Raw genomic sequence first — 17,844 nt, forward strand, 5'->3', positions numbered from 1 at the left:
TCCACTTCCCCAAAGCGCTAGCAACTGAATTAGCCTATCTTAAGTGAGATACTCCCGCAAACCAAATCAAAAATTCTGGTGTTGGCTTCCAACTGCCCAATTCACGCTATCTTGGACTTGCCGTAGAGATACTCTGATTTTTTTTCCTCTACAGCGTTTTACAGTGAGGAAAATGCTTTGCCCCACTACCCGTCAGCTAAATGAGTTGTTTGACTCTTGAGCATTTTCGGGTTTGAGAGTAATGGAATTATATCATTCCTTGGCATCGGGTTTAGATGGGAGTTGGTTCTCCCAGTCCGGCCAATCCGCCCCCCTGCCCTAGTCATTTTAACAATTGGTGAACTGCTGCACAGAAAAGGTTCGAGCTTTTTCTGCTGCGGTTGTGTCCCATCTGGGTTTAAATTTAGATGTCTAGGAAGCCGATCGTCGGGTATTAATTATTTATGGTTCAGGAACGGACTTTACCAGTTTTTGACGCGCAAAGCGTAAACCTTTCTCGGGATGAGGGCTTGATGCTCTACGAGGATATGGTCTTGGGGCGCTACTTTGAGGACAAGTGTGCTGAGATGTACTACCGGGGCAAAATGTTTGGTTTTGTCCACTTGTACAACGGTCAGGAAGCTGTGTCTACAGGCGTGATTCGATCGATGCGCCGGGATGATACCGATTACGTCAGCAGCACCTACCGCGATCACGTTCACGCTTTGAGCGCGGGCGTCCCGGCGCGGGAGGTAATGGCGGAGTTGTTCGGGAAGGAAACTGGTTGCTCGAAGGGCCGCGGCGGTTCGATGCATATGTTTTCGGCCGAACACCGACTCTTGGGGGGCTATGCTTTTGTGGCTGAGGGGATTCCTGTAGCTACGGGGGCGGCTTTTCAATCGAAGTACCGGCGCGAAGCTTTGGGGGATGAGAGTTCTGATGGGGTGACTGCTTGTTTTTTTGGCGATGGTGCTGCAAATAACGGCCAGTTTTTTGAGTGTTTGAATATGGCGGCTTTGTGGAAGTTGCCAATTATTTATGTCGTGGAAAATAACAAATGGGCGATCGGGATGGCCCACGAGCGAGCTACTTCCGATCCGCTGATTTACAAAAAGGCTCATGCTTTTGGCATGGCTGGTTTTGAGGTTGACGGGATGGATGTTTTGGCGGTGCGCGAAGTGGCGAAAGAAGCGGTAGCGCGGGCACGAGCCGGCGAGGGACCGACTTTAATCGAGGCTTTGACTTATCGCTTTCGCGGCCATTCTTTGGCCGATCCTGATGAATTGCGTTCTAAGGAAGAGAAGGAATATTGGTTCCCCCGCGATCCGATTAAGAAGTTGGCTGGTGAGTTGATCGATCGAACTTTGGCAACTGCTGAAGAATTAAAAGAGATCGATAATAAGATTCAAGGAGTAATTGATGATGCGGTAGATTTTGCTGAGAAAAGCCCCGAGCCAGATCCTAGCGAATTGTATCGGTTTATCTATGCTGAAGATGAATAGTCTTTAGAGATATTTTGCCGGAGGTTGCAGCCTACAGGTTAACACCTGTGGCTGCACGAATTCAAAGCTAGAATCTAAGGTAGACTTTCTAGACAACAGAGGCGATCGGATAAATCGCGATCGCGATCGAAGTCAAAAAACCAAAAATATAGGTGCAGTTCGAGTCAAAGTCAAGCTCACGAATGCAATTGATGAAGAGTTAGTCAAAAGAGGATTGCTAAATCCCAATCTGTGGCGCGTGTACGAAGCAGAAGCACTAATAGATAGCGGCTCCCTCAGAACTGCGTTACCTGCAGATGTCGTGGAACACCTCGGCTTAAGAATTCGGAGTCAAGAAATAGCACAATATGCCGCTGGCAGACAAGAAACAGTGGGATTAACAAAGCCTGTTCTCATTGAAATATAGCAATCCTTGCAGGAGTCGTAAAAAAATGTAGGGGTAGTGCCTTTCTTTGCCTACCCCGGCCTGCATCGGGGCAACCACGGGGGGTTTGCCCCTACAAGAATTACACAAATGATTTAGGATTGCTATAGAAGGGCGCGAGACAATTGAGGAGGCAATGGTTTTAGGCGATAGGGTGCTAATCGGTCAAACAGTGTTAGAAACTTTAGATTTGCTAGTAGATTGCAAAAATCAGCCTCTAATTCCCAATCCTGAAAATCCCGAAAGGCCTGTATTGAGAGTTTAATACTAAATCCAGTTTAAAGGTTTCCTTTATTTATTATGTTCGAGTGCTGATAGCTGCATCATGCCAGCATTTTTAATCAGCACATCTTCAACGGTTTATGCAGGCTTGTAGCTGTAGAGCCATTGTTGAAACTGATCTGGATTCATTGGCGAGTGCTTCATCATTTCGCGGAATCTTGTCTCGCTGTCTGGCTTGTAGGAGGCTTTCCCCTCATGTGCACTTTGAGTATAAATCGCTTCTAGGCGAGGGATGCGACTGTGCTCGTAAGCCTCCAGGGCGGCTTCAATGCTAGGTGCTGAAGAAAGGCATTCTGCAAGTTCGTAAGCGTCCTCAAATGCGCTGTTTGCTCCTTGCCCCAGAGATGGCACAACTGGATGAGCGGCATCTGCCAAAAGCGTTACTCTACCCGAACTCCAGCGTGGTAACGGGATGCGGTCACAGATGGGTCGCTCCACAATGTCCTCCGCAGGGGTTGCCTTGAGGATGGCCTCTACAGGTTCTGTCCACTCTGCAAATATCTCCAAAATACGAGCCTTGACATCAGTTGCACGTTGACAAACAGAATCGTCTGTTAATAGTGCACCGGCACTCCAAAAGGTGTAACCGTCACCCACATCAATTAGGATGATATTTTTGCCATCGGGTGCCGTGATTAAGGTCGCTGAGTCAGGAGATAACAATTCGTGGGGATATTGAATTACGGCACGCCAAGACATTCGACCGGCATAGAGAGGAGAACCATCACCGATTAGCTTTTGCCTGACGACAGAGTTGATACCATCTGCCCCAATCAGCAAGTCTGACTGGACTGTTTTTCCATTTTCAAAATGAGTTTCAACACTGTTTTCATGCTGATGAAAACCGATACATCGATGATTGAGATGGATAATATCTGGCGGCAGTACCGATGCCAGGATGGCTTGCAGACGCGACCACTGAATGTTCAACAGGGGTTGTCCATATTGCTCCATGGTCGTGATCTGCTGGAATGCGATCGTCTCTCCGGTGCTTCGCTTCAGGGTAAGCGTTTTCACTTGGCTGCCTGCTTGTTTCAACAACTCAACGATCCCCGGGTGAATGGCGTCGAGGGTATTTAATCCGTTTGGGGTCAAGCTCAGGCCTGCACCAATGGGCCGCAAAGCTTGTGCCCGCTCGTAGACTTGCACGTTAAATCCGTGTTTGAGCAGGGCGATCGCTGTCGCTAAACCGCCAATGCCACCTCCGATAATAGCAATGTTCATTCGATGGATTACCTTTGTTGAAACTTCTGATTTACTTTGAGGAATTGGGTTTTCTGCATTGGTGCTAGATGGAGCTAGAAAATCCTCAACCAGCCAATCACTAGAAGGAAGATTAAGTTGGCTGACCAAAACAACAGCATCATCCATAGTAAGCCATGCGCGACTCGAGCGCCAACCTTACCGCTTTGAGCCCTCGTCCTTAAAAACTGTTGGTTCGGCCACAGTTGCCAAACCCGATATGTGCTGTAAATGGTGCCAATGATGACTAATAGACATCTCCAACAAATCAACTAGGAGTGCGTAGGCGTAAGCCGGGGCGGAGCCATCGCTTCAATCTTATAATAAAATTTTCCCTTAACTTACATGAGTCAACTTCGGAGATAGAAAAACATCCCTCAGAAACCAGGAGGCTATGGGGTCTAGACTCGGCCTCACTCAAAGGACTAATTAGTCATCCGCTCAAATCTGCATAATCAGCATAAAAAACTTCAAGATAATTCTCAAATTCGCATCATTAAAGGGAGCGGTGGTCTGCCGCCTAAACTAGCGATTCCCGCTCAAATTCTCTTGACCAAGCCTAGATCTGCATCATCGGCCCCGATTTCAAATGCTGGGAGTAAAATTTGGAGTGAGTCAGCAGCTAACTCGCTCTTTCACCACAAAAGACCGACTTTACAAAACCAAGTAATTGTGATGCTGCCTGGCAAAGAAATCGTGTAGTAGTGGGAGAAACTGGGGCAACGGGAGACATAAAAATTGGGTGTTCCCGACGTTAAGAATAAACTGAGACACAAAAGTACCAAGGAAATTAAGCATATTTGGAGGAATTAGGCATTGAAACTCTTGACAAATAACTATAATTCAATACATTACTCCCAAACAAAAACAAGGAAATCAAAAGAAGGCTAGAAAAAGAATAGTGGTAGAACGTCTAATTAGATTACTGAATATTTTTAGAGTAGCAGCAGAGAGATTTCGCTGAAAACGGGAAAATTATGAACCAGTAATATTGGTAGTATGGGGATTAATAACATCGCGAATAGGGGCAATACTTATGTGTAACTAAGATTAGTATAAACAGCAAAAAAAAGTCACAGGCCGTCAATAAAACTAGGGAAATTTTTATTTATAAATCTTTCAACCCTTATTGAACCGTTAGTTTATGGCTGCCTGCCCTCCAAGAGCAGGCAGCCATAAACTAACGGGGGAAAAAGCTTGAGAGTTTTTGGAGATGTCTAATATATCCCGCTCCCCCTGTTACTAAGAGGGTAGATCCAGCCTGAGACATATTAACTCCTTCCTACTCGAAAATCTAAACTTGTTGCCGATCGGCGAAGTAGCAGGACATGGCATGGTCAAGGTCCGGGAGTAGCAAGCCGCGCTCGCTGCCGAGAACGCTGTAAGTGGGACGGAGAGCGGCAAAACCAAGTTCTCGCGTAGGACGAGCTTCGACACCAGACGCATCCACACCCGCGACAGAAGCCGCCAGTCGCGCCAACTCGGTCCACGTGATCGCACCCTTATTAGCTAAATGCCACAAGCCGTACTCGCCGTCAATTAACAAATCGAGGCTGGCATGGACCAAATCCGGGACATAGGTAGGCGAAACAACCGAATCCTCTGCCGTTACGAACCTCTGCCCAGCAGCCAACTGACGCAGTGCGATCGTCACGAAGTTATACTCATCCCACGGGCCGAAGAATGCACTCGTGCGGATTACTAGCGCTGAGGGATTAGCGTTTAAGACCCGCGCCTCCGCCAGAGCTTTGCTGCGCCCATACACGTTGAGGGGTGCAACAGCGTGGCTTTCTAGATAAGGGGTAGCACCAGCCCCATCGAATACAAGGTCTGATGAGAACGTAAGCAGCGCCACTCCCGCATCAACGCAAGCAGCAGCGAGGATGGCTGGACCCTCAGCATTCACCCGCAGACAGATGTCAGGTTCGCGTTCGGCATCATCCACGCGAACGTACCCAGCAGCGTTCACAACCGCCCACGGATTCAACTCACTAAGAGCCGCAGCGACAGACGCGAAGTCGGTAATGTCCATTTCCCGGCGTGTCAGGATGTGGTATGGGATGCCCCGGAGATCGCACAGGCGGGCAAAAGCCTTGCCCAGCGTTCCTGTTGCTCCCACAATTGCCAGCGGACGCACAGGCTGGGGATTGGTAATTGCTAATTGGGAATTAGTTATGTTCTTTTCCACCCGCCAGTCTTCAGGCCCCATAACCCAGTTATCCTGCTGCCCATCTGCGCCACAACTATAAGGTGGATAAAGCAGCCTCACAGGTCGGCGCCACCATCCAGGCACGTCGAGGACGGGGTGGTCCGGCTGGCGTCCCTCTGCTAAATCCCGTACCAGCCGGGCCAGGGCGGTCGGGCGCGGATGGGAACCGCGCACATCAAATACTCCCGACTCATAGTGGCCATCGGCGCGGGTCAGCAAAACATTCCAGTCAAACGTACCCAAGAGAGACCAAACAGTCACCCCGCGCACGTCCACGCCCTCGCGACACATAGAAAGCGCTGCCTGCCATATTTCATAAAGCCAGCGCAGTTGCTCCTCCCGAGTGCAACCGAGGTGTGCCTCTGTCACGGCGATGGGTAGCCCGTAGCGTTCCCATGTCTCTTGGATGAGCGCACGCAAACCGGCTTTACCCTCAGCACAGACGCGCACTGCCTCTATGTCGATGTACTTGTGTTTCTCGTTTCCGCAAACCCAGGACTCTGGGTAGTTTTCTATGCGTTCATCCAGAAAGCGTTCGCTGGTTACGTAATAATTAAGCCCCAACACGTCTGGCGGGCAGGGATTCTCCAAGAACCAATCGAGTTCGGCTTCCTCAATGCCCAAGTAGCGTAGGTAACCCCACATCGGGCTAGACCGATTCAAGCGACCGCACAGCAAATCGAAGCTCAACCAGCGGCGCTCATTCTCAAATTCTGCCTGATACGCTAGTAGGGGCGTGCTGTAAGTTTTACCCATGTCCTCAGTCTGCACCAGTTGTGCGGCAGGGTTTACCTCACGAATTGCCCGCATCGAGAGTACAGTGGCACGGCACTCTGTCAACAAGGCACGGGCGAAGGTTAGTCCATCGAGTCCGTGAGGATACCAGTGACCGTAGAGTCCGCTAAATCGCGCCGTGGTCAGTGGCTCGTTGACAGGTGTGTAGCGGTCTACCCACGGATAGCGCTCTGCAACCGCCCGGGCGAATTCGGCTAGTTTCTCAGGGAAGCTGGGATCGATGAGACTGGTATGGCGGGGGCCGCTGCCGTGGTGAACTAGACCAACGATGGGATGAATGCCGAGTTCGCGCAAACGACCCAGCCGCTCATCCGCCCAGGACCAGTCAGCACTCTCTAAACCATCGGGTGCAGTCCGTTCCCACAGCACGGGGTAGCGGATGGCACGCACGCCCAGTTCTGCAAACAGGTCGAGGTCCTCCAGGCGCGTGGCGTGACCGCTGCGCTCCAACTGGTCGAAATACTCGTCGCCCACGCGGTTAACAGTGCATTCTACTCCAGCCCATACCTCTAGGGGCGGGGTAGCGATCGGCTGCTCTCTGTTCATTAGATTAGTGTTTTACTACAGGGGGTGCATATTAAACATATTTGTTTTGTCGATCGGTGACGACATCTATTAGATAGATATATATAGATAAATAAATTAGTTTTTGTGGGGTGGGTACGATCGCCCGCCCCCAACACATAAGTTAAAGCCGATCGCCCCATCTTTCCATTGGCACCGGCCGCAACCTTCCCGCTACTTCTACACTCGGCCAATTCGGATCGAAAGTCAAATTTTCCAAGGTTCCATCGCTGTGAATTACAAAGGTATCCTCAATTTTGGCTCCCGACAAACTCGGATTCCAAGCCACTGCCATATTTTCGGCTAACCTATCTGAAGTAGCCGGATTTGCCACAACTTCTCGCGCCAAATATCCGGTAGTTCCGCCTTGATGGTGTTGCCTAATTGCTTGAGGATATCCCTCCTCTTCGTAAGCAGCTTTCAGCGTATCATAAACCGCATTCAGCGATACTCCCGGCCGGCACGAATTCAACCCTGCTGCTTCAATTTCTCTGACTTGTCGGTGCAACTCGGAATGATTTTCCCCAAGAAAGTCGAAACTGACAAATCGGGTTAAATTTGCATACAAACCCCATCCCCTGGCACAAAATACTAACATTGCTTGCCGCCCAATTTGTTCGGTGGTTGCGGTGGCGTGGCGGTACAGCGGCAAACGCCTTTCTCCAGCAACTAATGTCAGGGCTGGATGCAAACCTCTCGCCCACAATGCCTGTGCACCGGCTCCCGCTAGCTGATATTCTGTCCATGTCGGTTTGGCTGCAGAAAGTACCTCTGTCATGGCTTCACTGGCTAAACGCCCGACTCGCCGGTATCGCTCTAATTCGCTTGGCATCATTGTCTGTTTGCTAGACTGTAAAGATGCGATTATTGGCGTTTCTTGGGGATAAATTGGCCGATCGCTCATCACCTTACCGTCACCAGTAATTTCTTTGACAAAAGCTTCGCGCTGTGCAACATCTGCCCAAGGATAGATGTGCATTTGAAAGTTGGCTGGCAATTCTTCGTCTTGCAAGCGCTGGGCTTCGATTTCATCGGTGAGAACCCAAGCTGTTTCGGCGGTGATTAAAAGTTCTGCAACTCCGGTTTCTGCGGTCAGCAATACTGTATGGGAACCGCCGGCTGTGGCCCAAGCAAACCAGTCTGTGCCTCGCAAGCGAAGGGCGATCGCTCTTGTTTCGCTTAAGGCTTGGCGGATGAATTCGAGTTTGCTGTCAACTTCTGGATTTAATGAGTGTATCATAGATGAAAGTTCGGTAACGGATGTAACGGATGTAACGGATATAATGCATCTGAGGAAGAAGGAAGAAAATCAATGATTTTAGTTAGCGTTTCCTCAATCTAAAATCTAAAATCTAAAATCTAAAATAGATGGATGGATACGGCTTGCAATTCTTTAGCTTTTTCTTCGGGTAAAGCGTCGTTAGCAAACATTCCGGCTGCGAGTTCGGTTCCTGCTAGGTATTTTAGTCGATCGCTCGATCGGTAGGGCGGATAAAATTCGGCGTGCAAATGCGCTTCGGGATGGGGTTTCCCGTCTGTGGGCCCTTGAAACCAAGCCATCAAATAGGGAAACGGGCGGTGCCACAAACCGTCATATTTGAGGGTGACTGTTTTTAAGGCTTTAGCGAGTCCTTGACGCTGTTTTTCAGTAAGATCGATAAATGTGGCCGTCGGTGCGATCGGCGCAATCCAGACTTCGTAAGGGTAGCGGGCGCAAGCGGGGACAAAGGCGATCGCCTCGGAGTCTAAATAAAGAATTCGCTGTTTGTCAGCAATTTCTTTTTGAATCATATCTTGCAGCAAACCGCTACTGTTTTTTTCATAGTAAACCGACTGACATTCTAACATCCGCGCCGGCACTGGCGGCACGAAGGGATAAGCGTAAATTTGACCGTGGGGATGGTGCAAAGTTACTCCTACTTCGACGCCGCGATTTTCAAAGGGCAAGACGTATTGAATTTCGGGATTGCTGCCAATAACTGAAGTGCGATCTGCCCATACTTCTAACAGCAATTCTAAGTGAGATAGCTCCAAACCGCCGAGGGAAGCCAGCGGATCTTGAGTAAACACTACCACTTCGCAAATGCCGTGAGCGGGCAAAGTTTCGACAATATTTGCCGGTGCGTTTTTTGCCTGCAAAGTCATCGATGGAAAGCGGTTGTCAAAAACTGCTACGTCGTAATCTCCCGGCGGCAATTCTGTCGGAAACTTAGGGTTAATTGTAGCAGCCAGGGGGTTGTATTCCGGCGGCGGCATGAAGGTTCTGCCCTGGCGGTGGCTGGCGTATGCTACCCATTCCCCCCGCAAAGGATGCCAGCGAAAGTGCGGGTTTGCCTGTACCGGTTCATTGCTGGGACTTACGGCCGCGATACCTTCTGGGATGGGGTAGCGGCTGTAGAGTGTGAGTGGGCGGCCGTCTGGTTTTAGCAATATTTGGGAGTGCATTTTTGTCGGGGCGGGCGTTTTTAATAGAGCGGAACTTACGCATTAAGACCAAAGAAACCGGGTTTTTACTTAATTGGCAGGCTACAACGAAAGATTTTCCTAAAAAACCCGGTTTCTGACTGCGGCTGCGTCTAAGAGTAGAGATTTTAGGAGTATAACTTCGTGCTTTGAGAATTCGCCCCTATCTAAAGTCGCAAATTATTATATAGATAAGTCTAGTTAGGAGTGGCAACTTAGGGCGCTCCTCCTCCAGGGATTGAAACCCCATCTTTAACTTGACAATGTATTTTTCCCGTAGTATGATAAGAATACAAGTTAATAAGACGCTCTGGAAAGAAGACAGAGGGTAAACTGCTGAATCCCGCAGACGCCGGGGACTATCCCGATGGCCCGCAAGCCTGAAAACTGCCACAGGACTACACAAGACTACAGAGCAAATTTTTTACAAGAATACTATCAGTATTTTGTTTGCGTAAAAAATAGTTAGTCTGTAGAATGATGAACTTTAGAAAAAAATCTACTCCCAAAAAATCTAAAATAATAAAATCTGGGAAAAAATGTATAACACAATCTGGAAAAAAATCTAGAAAACACATAAAACAAAGTATAAAAAAACGCATAATATATTTTCACGATAAGCAACTTCAAGAAAAATTTAAGCACGCTAGTGATTTTGGTATTCAAGAAAGTTGAAGTTTACAGAATTTAACAAAATTTCAAATCGCTATAGAAAATCATGTACAAAGTAGCACTACGAAAGTGAGGTGGGGAACTTTCAGAAGAATGCCAGTAGTTCATTATTTTGATCCGCAAACAGCTTTAAATGTCTTTTCTGATGATAAGGGATATTTTATCAGTGGTTGGAAATTGAAGGAAAACCAACTTAAGGCGATTAGAGATACTGGTAATATTGGAGGAGGCTGATAATAAAAAGGGCGGGAACTTTTTTCCTGCCCTTCTAAAAATAAAATACTAGATTGTATGAAATTGCTTGATATGAAATTGATATGAAATATATTAGATTGCTAAAAAATTTTATTAATAATAAAATCAGCAGCGATGAATTTGAGTTCCAATTTATGGAGCTTTTTAAAAAAGATTTTTTTTATTCAGAAATAGAGTTCCAAATTTGAGACAAGTTGTTTGGTGACGTAGATGCTTATTGCAGCGATTCTGCTTTATTCGATCCTGAGTTTGATATTGATGAAGCTCAGCTCAGATTATCAGTCAAACAAGCATTAAAAGGGTTAGAAGAGTGATTGCCCTTCTCTCCAAAAAATCAAAAGGCTGAATTTTGACCAGCTTCCACATTGGATTAAGTAGGTAAAATAAACGTCAGTCAAGGCGGGTCGCCGTTTTATATCCAACGTCAAATCCCGCATAAATACCCCCTCCACCTCTTAGTCTCTTAGAGAGGGACTTCGTTTGTATAGACGCGGTTTCAACCGCCGAGTCTCAAAGCAAATTGAGGTGCGCAGCAGCGAACCCTACATAATTCGATCGCACTTATCAAGTCGGCGACTTCAACAGCGGTTCAATCTGCTGCCTTTGATACTGCAATTCGTCTGCTAAAGGCTGGTAAATTTCTCGATCGCCTGATTCATTGCAATAATCCCACAAACCATTGTAACAGTGCCTGTCGTCGTCCCAGCCCGGATGGTTGACAATCGGATACAAGCAGATTCCCTCTATCGGCACTCCTGCTTTCATCGCCGCCACTACCTCAGTGCACACATAATTAAACCACACCGGTCTAAAATCGTCTTCAGCGCCTGTTTCTGCTACGAATAAGGGGCGGCGGTAGCGATCGAACACTTCTTGCAGTTGTTCGCGAAACGGCCGGTACAGGGGATCTGTGTATTTCATCGGGTCTTCTTTGTGAATGCACTGATTGCGATCGTAATAATTCACCCCAATAATATCGAGATATTTTTCCGTGCCGCCGAGTTCGGGGCGAAAACGTCCGGCCAACATATCCCAAGCTTGATATTGAGATAAGTTATAAGCTTCGGCCTCCTCTCGATCCTCGGGTTTGTCTGGATCGCCAATAACGTTAATTACGGGGTCGGTTTGAACGATGCGACTGCGGGGATTAACTTCCCAAACTGATTCTATCGCTGCGATCGCTGCTTTGATTAACTGGATTTTGAGCTCGTCTCCCCTGCCTTTGGCAAAGGGATTGATGTAGGCGAAATCGCCGCCGGCCCAAGCAATAAATGAAATTTCATTGACAGGTGTCACAAAAGGTGTTGCGTCGGTTTCCTCCGCCAGGACTTCCATAAAAGCGCGCACCATCTTGGCAAACCTGGACACGAATTCGGGACTGAAAATATCAATATCGTCGGGCCAGCCGTAGTGAAACAAATCCCAAATTACCTGCATTTTGATGTCGCGGGCCGCGCGGATTATTGGCCGTGCGCTGGAAAAATCGTATTTTTCTGGCGACTGTTCGATTAAGTGCCAGCGGAGGCCTTCGCGGACTGTGTAAATGCCTTGCTGTTGCAAACGTTGGTAGTCGGCGACTGCAAATTTATCGTGAGAGGTGGCGGCTGTTACATCAAGGCGTTTTCCCGATCGCAATCGGTGGGTGGAACATTCAAAACCTCCCATGAAAAAGCTTTGAAACATCAATCTAATGGCTAATGGGGCATCGGGCATCGGGCATCGGGCATTGGGAATGGGGCATGGGGCATCGGGCATTAGGAATTTAGAAATTGGTAATTGTTAGCAATTAACTAATAACTAATAACTAATAACTAATAACCGATGCCCCATTCCCCATGCCCAATTAGCACTGAGTAATAGCTTGCGGCTGTGCACTTTCTTCGGGAAGATCCCAGCCGAGAGTTGCCGCGGCCATCGCCTCTAGGGGAAACTTGGGAGTGCGATCGGCATACAGCAAACCGTTAGCTTCTTGGTAAGTATCGGTCAACTGCGTGTAACAAAATCCACTGAACATTTCCACTTGGTTTACCACCTTCAGCAGCGCGGTGTAGCGCCTTTGCAGTTCCTTCGTGTCCCACGCGCGCACGTAGCCCCAAACTCTGTAAAAATCGGGGTTTTCGTGGCCGGCGCAGGCGATGCCGCCGAATTCTGTCAGCATCATCGGCTGTCCTTGGTGCGGGTGACCGTCCAGGGTGAGGATGCGCCCTCCCGGACGCCCGCGATCGAACAAATCGGATAGCTGGACTTCCGGTCCGTAGCGCTTGGCTAGGGTTTGCGGGTTGTTGTCGTAGTCGTGAATCGCCAGGATGTCGGTATCGATGCTTTCCCAGCCGTCGTTACCGATGACGGGGCGAGTCGGATCGAGGGTTTTTGTCAAGAAATACAGCGCTTGCACGTAGTTGCGGTGGGCTGCTGCTTCGACTAAATTCGGAACTCCCCAGGATTCGTTGAACGGCACCCAGACTACGATACAGGGGTGGCTGGCGTCGCGGTCGATGACTTCGATCCACTCCCGCGTCAGCCGGTCAACGGCTTTGGGAGTGAAGCGGTAGGCGCTGGGCATTTCTTCCCAAACTAGGAGCCCGAGCACGTCTGCCCAGTACAAAAATCGGGGGTCTTCGATTTTTTGGTGCTTGCGGACGCCGTTGAAACCCATTGCTTTGACTAATTCGACATCGTGGCGCAAAGCTTCGTCGTTCGGGGCAGTCATCATGGTGTCGGGCCAGTAACCTTGGTCGAGCACCAGCCTCAGGTAGTAGGGGCGGCCGTTGAGCATGAAGCGATCGCGCTGGATGCTGACCGTCCGCATGGCGGTATAAGATTTAACCTCGTCCAGCAGTTTGCCGCCTGCCCACAACTGCACTTGAGCGTTGATTAATGTCGGTTTTTCCGGACTCCACAGCAATTCGTTGCGGTAGTCGTCGATACCCGGGTCTGAGAGGGCGATGCGGCGGTGGATTTCGCCGTTGATGACTTCGTAGGTGTCGTTGACGAGCAGCATACAGCCGATCGACAGTTTAACTTTAATCTGAATTCCCGACTGGAGATCGCCGGCGACAAACGCTTCAAAACCGATTTCCCAGCGTTCAAACTGCGGAGTCCAGCGGATGCGCTCGATATAAGTGTGAGGCACCAATTCTACCCAGACTGTCTGCCAAATACCCGTCGTGCGCGGATACCAAATACTGTGCGGCTCTATTTGCCAATCTTGCTTCCCCCGCGGTTTCTCCAAATCTTGCGGGTCGTCCTGGGCCCAGACTGTCACCCGCTGCGGCCCGCTGTGGTTCAAAACTGCTGTAATGTCTGCGGAGAAAGGAGTGTGTCCGCCTTCGTGTTGGATGACAAACTGACCGTTCACCCAGACGCGGGCGCGGTAGTCTACGGCCCCGAAGTGCAGCAGCACTCTGCTTTCTGTGTGAGGTAAGTCAAATTCGCGTTCGTACCAGCAATTGGCGTGAAAATTCGTGTCGCCGATCCCGCTTTTTGCCGATTCGGGTGCAAATGGCACTTCTATAGTGTGAGTCCACTCAGAAATATCGATCGGCTGCACGCAGCGTCCCGCGTCGTCGTAAGCAAACCTCCACTGACCGTTGAGACAAATCCAGTTGCTGCGGCGCAATTGGGGGCGTGGATAACCAGTTTTCCGCCCTTGAACAGTTACCTTGCTGTCTATAGTGGAAGACTCTTCAATATCACAATTTTCTAGCTCTCTACCTAACCAGCTCATCGGCACATCTACCCGAAGTTATACATATAGATTAGCGACAATTACCCCGACTTTGACAACTTTTTTGCTGATTAATTTGTAAAAGATTTGTAAAAGTTTAGTAAATTAAAACAGCCTCATCTAAAGGCTGTCTTGTACTGAAGGCAGAAGCCATTAGTCATTAGTCAGAGGCCAGGAAGAAGCAAGATTTTTCTGATCCCCGACTCGGACACTCGGACACTCTGGGCCTCTCCCCCTCGCTTGCCACTCTCTGTCTGACACTCTCCCGAGCTCATAACTCTAGTTTAGCTGGCCACCTTTTGCAAATCACCTAACTGTTCAGTTAGCTCACTTTTGAGGCCATTATCATCTAAAGGCGACAAACACTGAAATATTTGTTCGAGTCCCGTTAGTTCAAATAGGATTCTAACTTGTTCGCTCATGGCAGATATCAAAAGTATACAAGCGCTGTCTCTAACTAATTTCACGATCGCCACTACAGACATTAACTCCGGATTTTTCAAAAAATTAATTTTTGAGAAATCGAGCATAAGAATTTTACCACCACTTGCAATTAGGCGCTCTATTTCTTTATAGAAATGCGGAAATTGAGAAGTTTCCAAAACCTCTGGAGACAAAACAATTTTAACTATCACTCTCATTTTCTCCTCAACGCTTGTTTGAATTGTCAAATAAATTTTAACCCAAACCGAGTATGGCGATCCGTCCATACCTTACATTTTTAGCTATTGCTGTAGGGTGTACACGGAGCGCCAGACATTTGGACTCTTACTAATTCACAGCTTCCACCTACTTGCTAGCAGATTGGCCGTGGCCGTTGCCGTTGCCGTTGCCGTTGACAGCAGCGACTTCTAGAGAAGGTGTGGCTGGGAACTCGATCGCTCCATTCGAGGAGCTTAGATTAGAGGCAGAATCGTTAACATTCGCCGCCAATTGAATCACCGGCTTGGTAGTAAGTTGATTGTAAGTTGTCAGAGCTTGAGCGACCACTTGATCCATGTTGTAATACCTGTAAGTCGCCAGCCTTCCCACGAAAGAAACTCCAGGAGTTTCATCAGCCAAAGCCTTATATTTCTTGTAAATTTCGGCATTTTCTGGACGCGGAACCGGATAGTAAGGGTCTCCCTCAGCTTGAGGATATTCGTAGACAATGCTAGTTTTTTGATGCTCTTGTCCGGTGAGGTATTTAAACTCCGTGCAGCGAGTATATAAATGCTCGTTGGGGTAATTTACCACCGGTGCTGCTTGGTGTACAGGTACGTTCAGCGTTTCGTGCTTGAATTCCAAGGAACGGTAAGGAAGTTTGCCGTAGCAGTAATCGAAATAGGAATCGACCGGCCCGGTGTAAATCATTTCTCCGTAAGGGATAAAGCCCTCAATCTCCCGGTAGTCGGTATTCAGCATCACCTTGATGTTTGGGTGAGAAAGCATCTTTTCAAACATCCGAGTGTAGCCGTGCAGGGGCATTGCTTGATAGGTATCGGTGAAATAGCGATCGTCCCGGTTAGTGCGAGTGGGTACGCGCGCAATCACTGAGTTGTCGAGTTCCGACGGATCCATTCCCCACTGTTTGCGGGTGTAGTTGCGGAAGAATTTCTCGTAAAGTTCGCGACCGACTTTGCTGACAACGACATCTTCGGAAGTGCGAATATAATCCTTTGGTTCTGCTACTTTCGCGAAGAAATCTTCTACTTCAAATGAGGTGAGATTCAGTCCGTAAAGTTGGTTGACGGTGTTGAGATTGATGGGAATTGGCAGCAGTTGACCGTCAACGCTGGCGAGGACCCGGTGTTCGTAGGGCCGCCACTCGGTGAAGCGGGAAAGATACTCGAAAACAGGGCGCGAATTCGTGTGGAAAATGTGGGGACCGTATTTGTGTACGAGGATGCCGTGGTTGTCGTAGTGATCGTATGCGTTCCCACCGATGTGGTTGCGGGTATCTATTATTAGGACTGTTTTTCCGGCTTCATTTGCTAGTCTTTCGGCAATGACGCTACCTGCAAATCCTGCGCCGACAATTAAATAGTCAAACATTAAAAAACCTCTGATTTGTAGTAAGGTAAGTGGTAATTTGTAATCAACAAGCAAGAATTGTTGAGTGTTAAGTTTTGAATGTGTAAATTGGTAACTCTTTAACTTAAACCTCAACCTTCCTAGCTTAAAACTTTCATCCTGCCTGTTGCGTTCTGCCTTTTGTCGTCGATCGCACTTTCGATCAACGCCAGCATTTCTCCCAAGGTATTGTCCCAAGAATTGTCTGCTAAAAAGGCGTCTACTTCGCTGAGCCACTTGGCGCGAACGTCCGAACTTTCGCTGAAGATTTCTTCGGCACAAGCAACGAATTCTTCAGCATTGCTAGCAATCCGAACCAAGCCGTTTTCTCCGTAGGGCCGCACCACGTCGCGGATAGGAGTAGAAATCACTGGTTTGCCAGCAGCGAGGTATTCTGGAGTTTTCGTCGGACTAATAAACTTAGTCGATTCGTTAATTGCAAAAGGCAGCATCGCTATATCCCACCCGGCAAGATACCCTGGCAGCTCTTGATAAGATTTGCCGCCGAGATAGTGGATATTTGGGTGAGTTGGCAGAGTTTCCGGATCGATTTTTACCACCGGGCCAATGATGACCAAATGCCAGTCCGGCCTTGCTTCGGCAATGCCCGCCAGCAGTTCGATATCCATGCGTTCGTCTATGACGCCATAAAATCCCAAACGCGGGTGAGGAATGTCTTTTTGATCCGCCGGTTCTTCTGAAAGATTCCTGGCTGTCGCAAAGTGTTCTTTTTCGATGCTGCTGGGGAAGGGGTGAATGTTCTCGTGCTGGTACTGTTTAGCTTCGTAAAGGCTGTGTCCGCCTGTAAATACTACGCTGGCACGCTTTAATAGTTGATTTTCATTGGCTTTTAAATCGGGGTGTGCGCCTTTGAATGCTGACAGTTCATCCATGCAGTCGTAGACTACAGCTAGTGGCTGTAAGTGGTTTGTGAAACTGACAGCCATTGGTGTGTAATACCAGAGTATGTACTGGTTAATGTCTGCCGCTCGAAACAAATCATCTAGCATGGCTTGCTGAGCAGTTTGTGCTGTTGCTTCGCTGGTTCCTTCGCTGAGGTGCGGTACTATTACCCACACTCCGCTTTCGTGGATGGTGACATCAAGCCACCAATCTGTAGCCGCGCTCAAAATAGGTTCTTCTACAAAGAATACGCGACGATTTTTGGCACAGCGACTCAAGAGATGTTGCGGACGCTGATAGACAAAATTCCACCGCAAATGAGACAGGCAAACTAAATCAGGTGCATCTAAAGCATCAGCTTTTGATAAGTTGGCGCGCAATGCGGGCGAGGTAGAGAATTGAGAGGGCGATTTGGCTGGATCTATAGAGGTAAATCGTATCTCCCATGCTCGACCTTTATTGCTATAATTATTGTTTACTGAGTTGTCAGGGGGGGACATAATTAGCCTCTGGAATTTGTCAATGAAAATTTGTCAATAGGATATATTCTCAGCAGTGTCTTACTGAAAGTTGCAAGCCTCAATCTGAGAAATTTTATTGACGAGCAAGCGCCGCATTCAGTGAACCAAACAAAGAAACTGTTTAGTTGCGGAAAAAACAGGCTTATCTGCTTTTTTCTAAATTGAAACTTGGAGATAAGTTAATATTGTTTGACTTGCTATTGCTGTTAACTGTAACCCAGTTTTTCGGCCATTACTTCTATCTGAAGGATGAC

The 17,844-nt window shown here is 48.3% G+C and carries 13 protein-coding genes and 1 pseudogene; 5 read left to right on the forward strand and 9 right to left on the reverse strand.

All coding sequences use genetic code 11. From position 1 onward, the window contains the following. The first annotated feature begins 443 nt into the window (after positions 1-443). The 3 genes from pdhA (at position 444) to QUB56_RS15915 (ending at position 2,170) form a co-directional block, all read left to right on the forward strand. Complete coding sequence (gene pdhA / locus QUB56_RS15905; RefSeq protein WP_332956355.1) at positions 444-1,481, forward strand: pyruvate dehydrogenase (acetyl-transferring) E1 component subunit alpha; 1,038 nt, start codon at positions 444-446, stop codon at positions 1,479-1,481. Positions 1,482-1,695: 214 nt separating this feature from the next. Next, the gene (locus QUB56_RS15910) at positions 1,696-1,887 is read left to right on the forward strand and encodes a hypothetical protein (protein ID WP_332956356.1); all 192 of its coding nucleotides are present in this window, start codon (positions 1,696-1,698) and stop codon (positions 1,885-1,887) included. A 154-nt stretch (positions 1,888-2,041) separates the two neighbouring features. Continuing rightward, positions 2,042-2,170: a hypothetical protein gene (locus QUB56_RS15915; protein ID WP_332956359.1), complete on the forward strand. Its 129-nt coding sequence runs from the start codon at positions 2,042-2,044 to the stop codon at positions 2,168-2,170. A gap of 95 nt (positions 2,171-2,265) precedes the next feature. Here QUB56_RS15915 and QUB56_RS15920 read toward each other — a convergent pair whose 3' ends face one another. From QUB56_RS15920 to galT, 4 genes are all read right to left on the reverse strand, one after another. Next, positions 2,266-3,558 (reverse strand): FAD-dependent monooxygenase, encoded by a 1,293-nt coding sequence (locus tag QUB56_RS15920; RefSeq protein WP_332956361.1) that lies wholly within the window; start codon positions 3,556-3,558, stop codon positions 2,266-2,268. A gap of 1,165 nt (positions 3,559-4,723) precedes the next feature. Then, positions 4,724-6,979, reverse strand: a complete 2,256-nt coding sequence (locus QUB56_RS15925) for a family 1 glycosylhydrolase (RefSeq protein ID WP_332956363.1) — start codon at positions 6,977-6,979, stop codon at positions 4,724-4,726. A gap of 142 nt (positions 6,980-7,121) precedes the next feature. Continuing rightward, the gene (locus QUB56_RS15930; protein WP_332956364.1) at positions 7,122-8,237 is read right to left on the reverse strand and encodes a M24 family metallopeptidase; all 1,116 of its coding nucleotides are present in this window, start codon (positions 8,235-8,237) and stop codon (positions 7,122-7,124) included. Positions 8,238-8,356: 119 nt separating this feature from the next. Further along, complete coding sequence (gene galT, locus QUB56_RS15935; protein ID WP_332956365.1) at positions 8,357-9,442, reverse strand: galactose-1-phosphate uridylyltransferase; 1,086 nt, start codon at positions 9,440-9,442, stop codon at positions 8,357-8,359. 720 nt (positions 9,443-10,162) lie between these two features. Between galT and QUB56_RS15940 the strand changes: the two genes are divergently transcribed. Both QUB56_RS15940 and QUB56_RS15945 read left to right on the forward strand, forming a co-directional pair. Further along, positions 10,163-10,366: a colicin D domain-containing protein gene (locus tag QUB56_RS15940; RefSeq protein ID WP_332956435.1), complete on the forward strand. Its 204-nt coding sequence runs from the start codon at positions 10,163-10,165 to the stop codon at positions 10,364-10,366. An 83-nt stretch (positions 10,367-10,449) separates the two neighbouring features. Next, a pseudogene (locus QUB56_RS15945) lies at positions 10,450-10,701 on the forward strand (colicin immunity domain-containing protein). Between the two features lie 250 nt (positions 10,702-10,951). Here the strand turns inward: QUB56_RS15945 and QUB56_RS15950 are convergent. The 5 genes from QUB56_RS15950 to QUB56_RS15970 form a co-directional block, all read right to left on the reverse strand. After that, on the reverse strand, positions 10,952-12,142 hold the full coding sequence (locus tag QUB56_RS15950) for a beta-glucosidase (RefSeq protein WP_332956367.1): 1,191 nt from the start codon (positions 12,140-12,142) through the stop codon (positions 10,952-10,954). 88 nt (positions 12,143-12,230) lie between these two features. Beyond that, positions 12,231-14,114 carry a glycoside hydrolase family 2 TIM barrel-domain containing protein gene (locus tag QUB56_RS15955; RefSeq protein WP_332956368.1) on the reverse strand — a complete coding sequence of 628 codons (1,884 nt, stop codon included), beginning with the start codon at positions 14,112-14,114 and terminating at the stop codon, positions 12,231-12,233. 284 nt (positions 14,115-14,398) lie between these two features. After that, positions 14,399-14,755 (reverse strand): STAS domain-containing protein, encoded by a 357-nt coding sequence (locus QUB56_RS15960; protein WP_332956370.1) that lies wholly within the window; start codon positions 14,753-14,755, stop codon positions 14,399-14,401. A gap of 148 nt (positions 14,756-14,903) precedes the next feature. Next, positions 14,904-16,148: a UDP-galactopyranose mutase gene (gene glf / locus QUB56_RS15965; RefSeq protein ID WP_332956373.1), complete on the reverse strand. Its 1,245-nt coding sequence runs from the start codon at positions 16,146-16,148 to the stop codon at positions 14,904-14,906. Between the two features lie 119 nt (positions 16,149-16,267). After that, positions 16,268-17,569 carry a glycosyltransferase family 1 protein gene (locus tag QUB56_RS15970; RefSeq protein WP_332956375.1) on the reverse strand — a complete coding sequence of 434 codons (1,302 nt, stop codon included), beginning with the start codon at positions 17,567-17,569 and terminating at the stop codon, positions 16,268-16,270. Positions 17,570-17,844 lie beyond the last annotated feature (275 nt).

The organism is Microcoleus sp. AR_TQ3_B6 (genome assembly GCF_036702785.1).
In the GTDB taxonomy this organism is placed as follows: Bacteria; Cyanobacteriota; Cyanobacteriia; order Cyanobacteriales; family Microcoleaceae; genus Microcoleus.

What these genes read in the sequence shown, in the direction of transcription:
- QUB56_RS15950 (WP_332956367.1), bottom strand. Translation starts at nt 12,142, where the DNA reads ATGCCCGATGCCCCATGCCCCATTCCCAATGCCCGATGCCCGATGCCC.
- QUB56_RS15930 (WP_332956364.1), bottom strand. Translation starts at nt 8,237, where the DNA reads ATGATACACTCATTAAATCCAGAAGTTGACAGCAAACTCGAATTCATC.
- galT (WP_332956365.1), bottom strand. Translation starts at nt 9,442, where the DNA reads ATGCACTCCCAAATATTGCTAAAACCAGACGGCCGCCCACTCACACTC.
- QUB56_RS15970 (WP_332956375.1), bottom strand. Translation starts at nt 17,569, where the DNA reads ATGTCCCCCCCTGACAACTCAGTAAACAATAATTATAGCAATAAAGGT.
- pdhA (WP_332956355.1), top strand. Translation starts at nt 444, where the DNA reads ATGGTTCAGGAACGGACTTTACCAGTTTTTGACGCGCAAAGCGTAAAC.
- glf (WP_332956373.1), bottom strand. Translation starts at nt 16,148, where the DNA reads ATGTTTGACTATTTAATTGTCGGCGCAGGATTTGCAGGTAGCGTCATT.
- QUB56_RS15960 (WP_332956370.1), bottom strand. Translation starts at nt 14,755, where the DNA reads ATGAGAGTGATAGTTAAAATTGTTTTGTCTCCAGAGGTTTTGGAAACT.
- QUB56_RS15920 (WP_332956361.1), bottom strand. Translation starts at nt 3,558, where the DNA reads ATGGATGATGCTGTTGTTTTGGTCAGCCAACTTAATCTTCCTTCTAGT.
- QUB56_RS15955 (WP_332956368.1), bottom strand. Translation starts at nt 14,114, where the DNA reads ATGAGCTGGTTAGGTAGAGAGCTAGAAAATTGTGATATTGAAGAGTCT.
- QUB56_RS15915 (WP_332956359.1), top strand. Translation starts at nt 2,042, where the DNA reads ATGGTTTTAGGCGATAGGGTGCTAATCGGTCAAACAGTGTTAGAAACT.
- QUB56_RS15925 (WP_332956363.1), bottom strand. Translation starts at nt 6,979, where the DNA reads ATGAACAGAGAGCAGCCGATCGCTACCCCGCCCCTAGAGGTATGGGCT.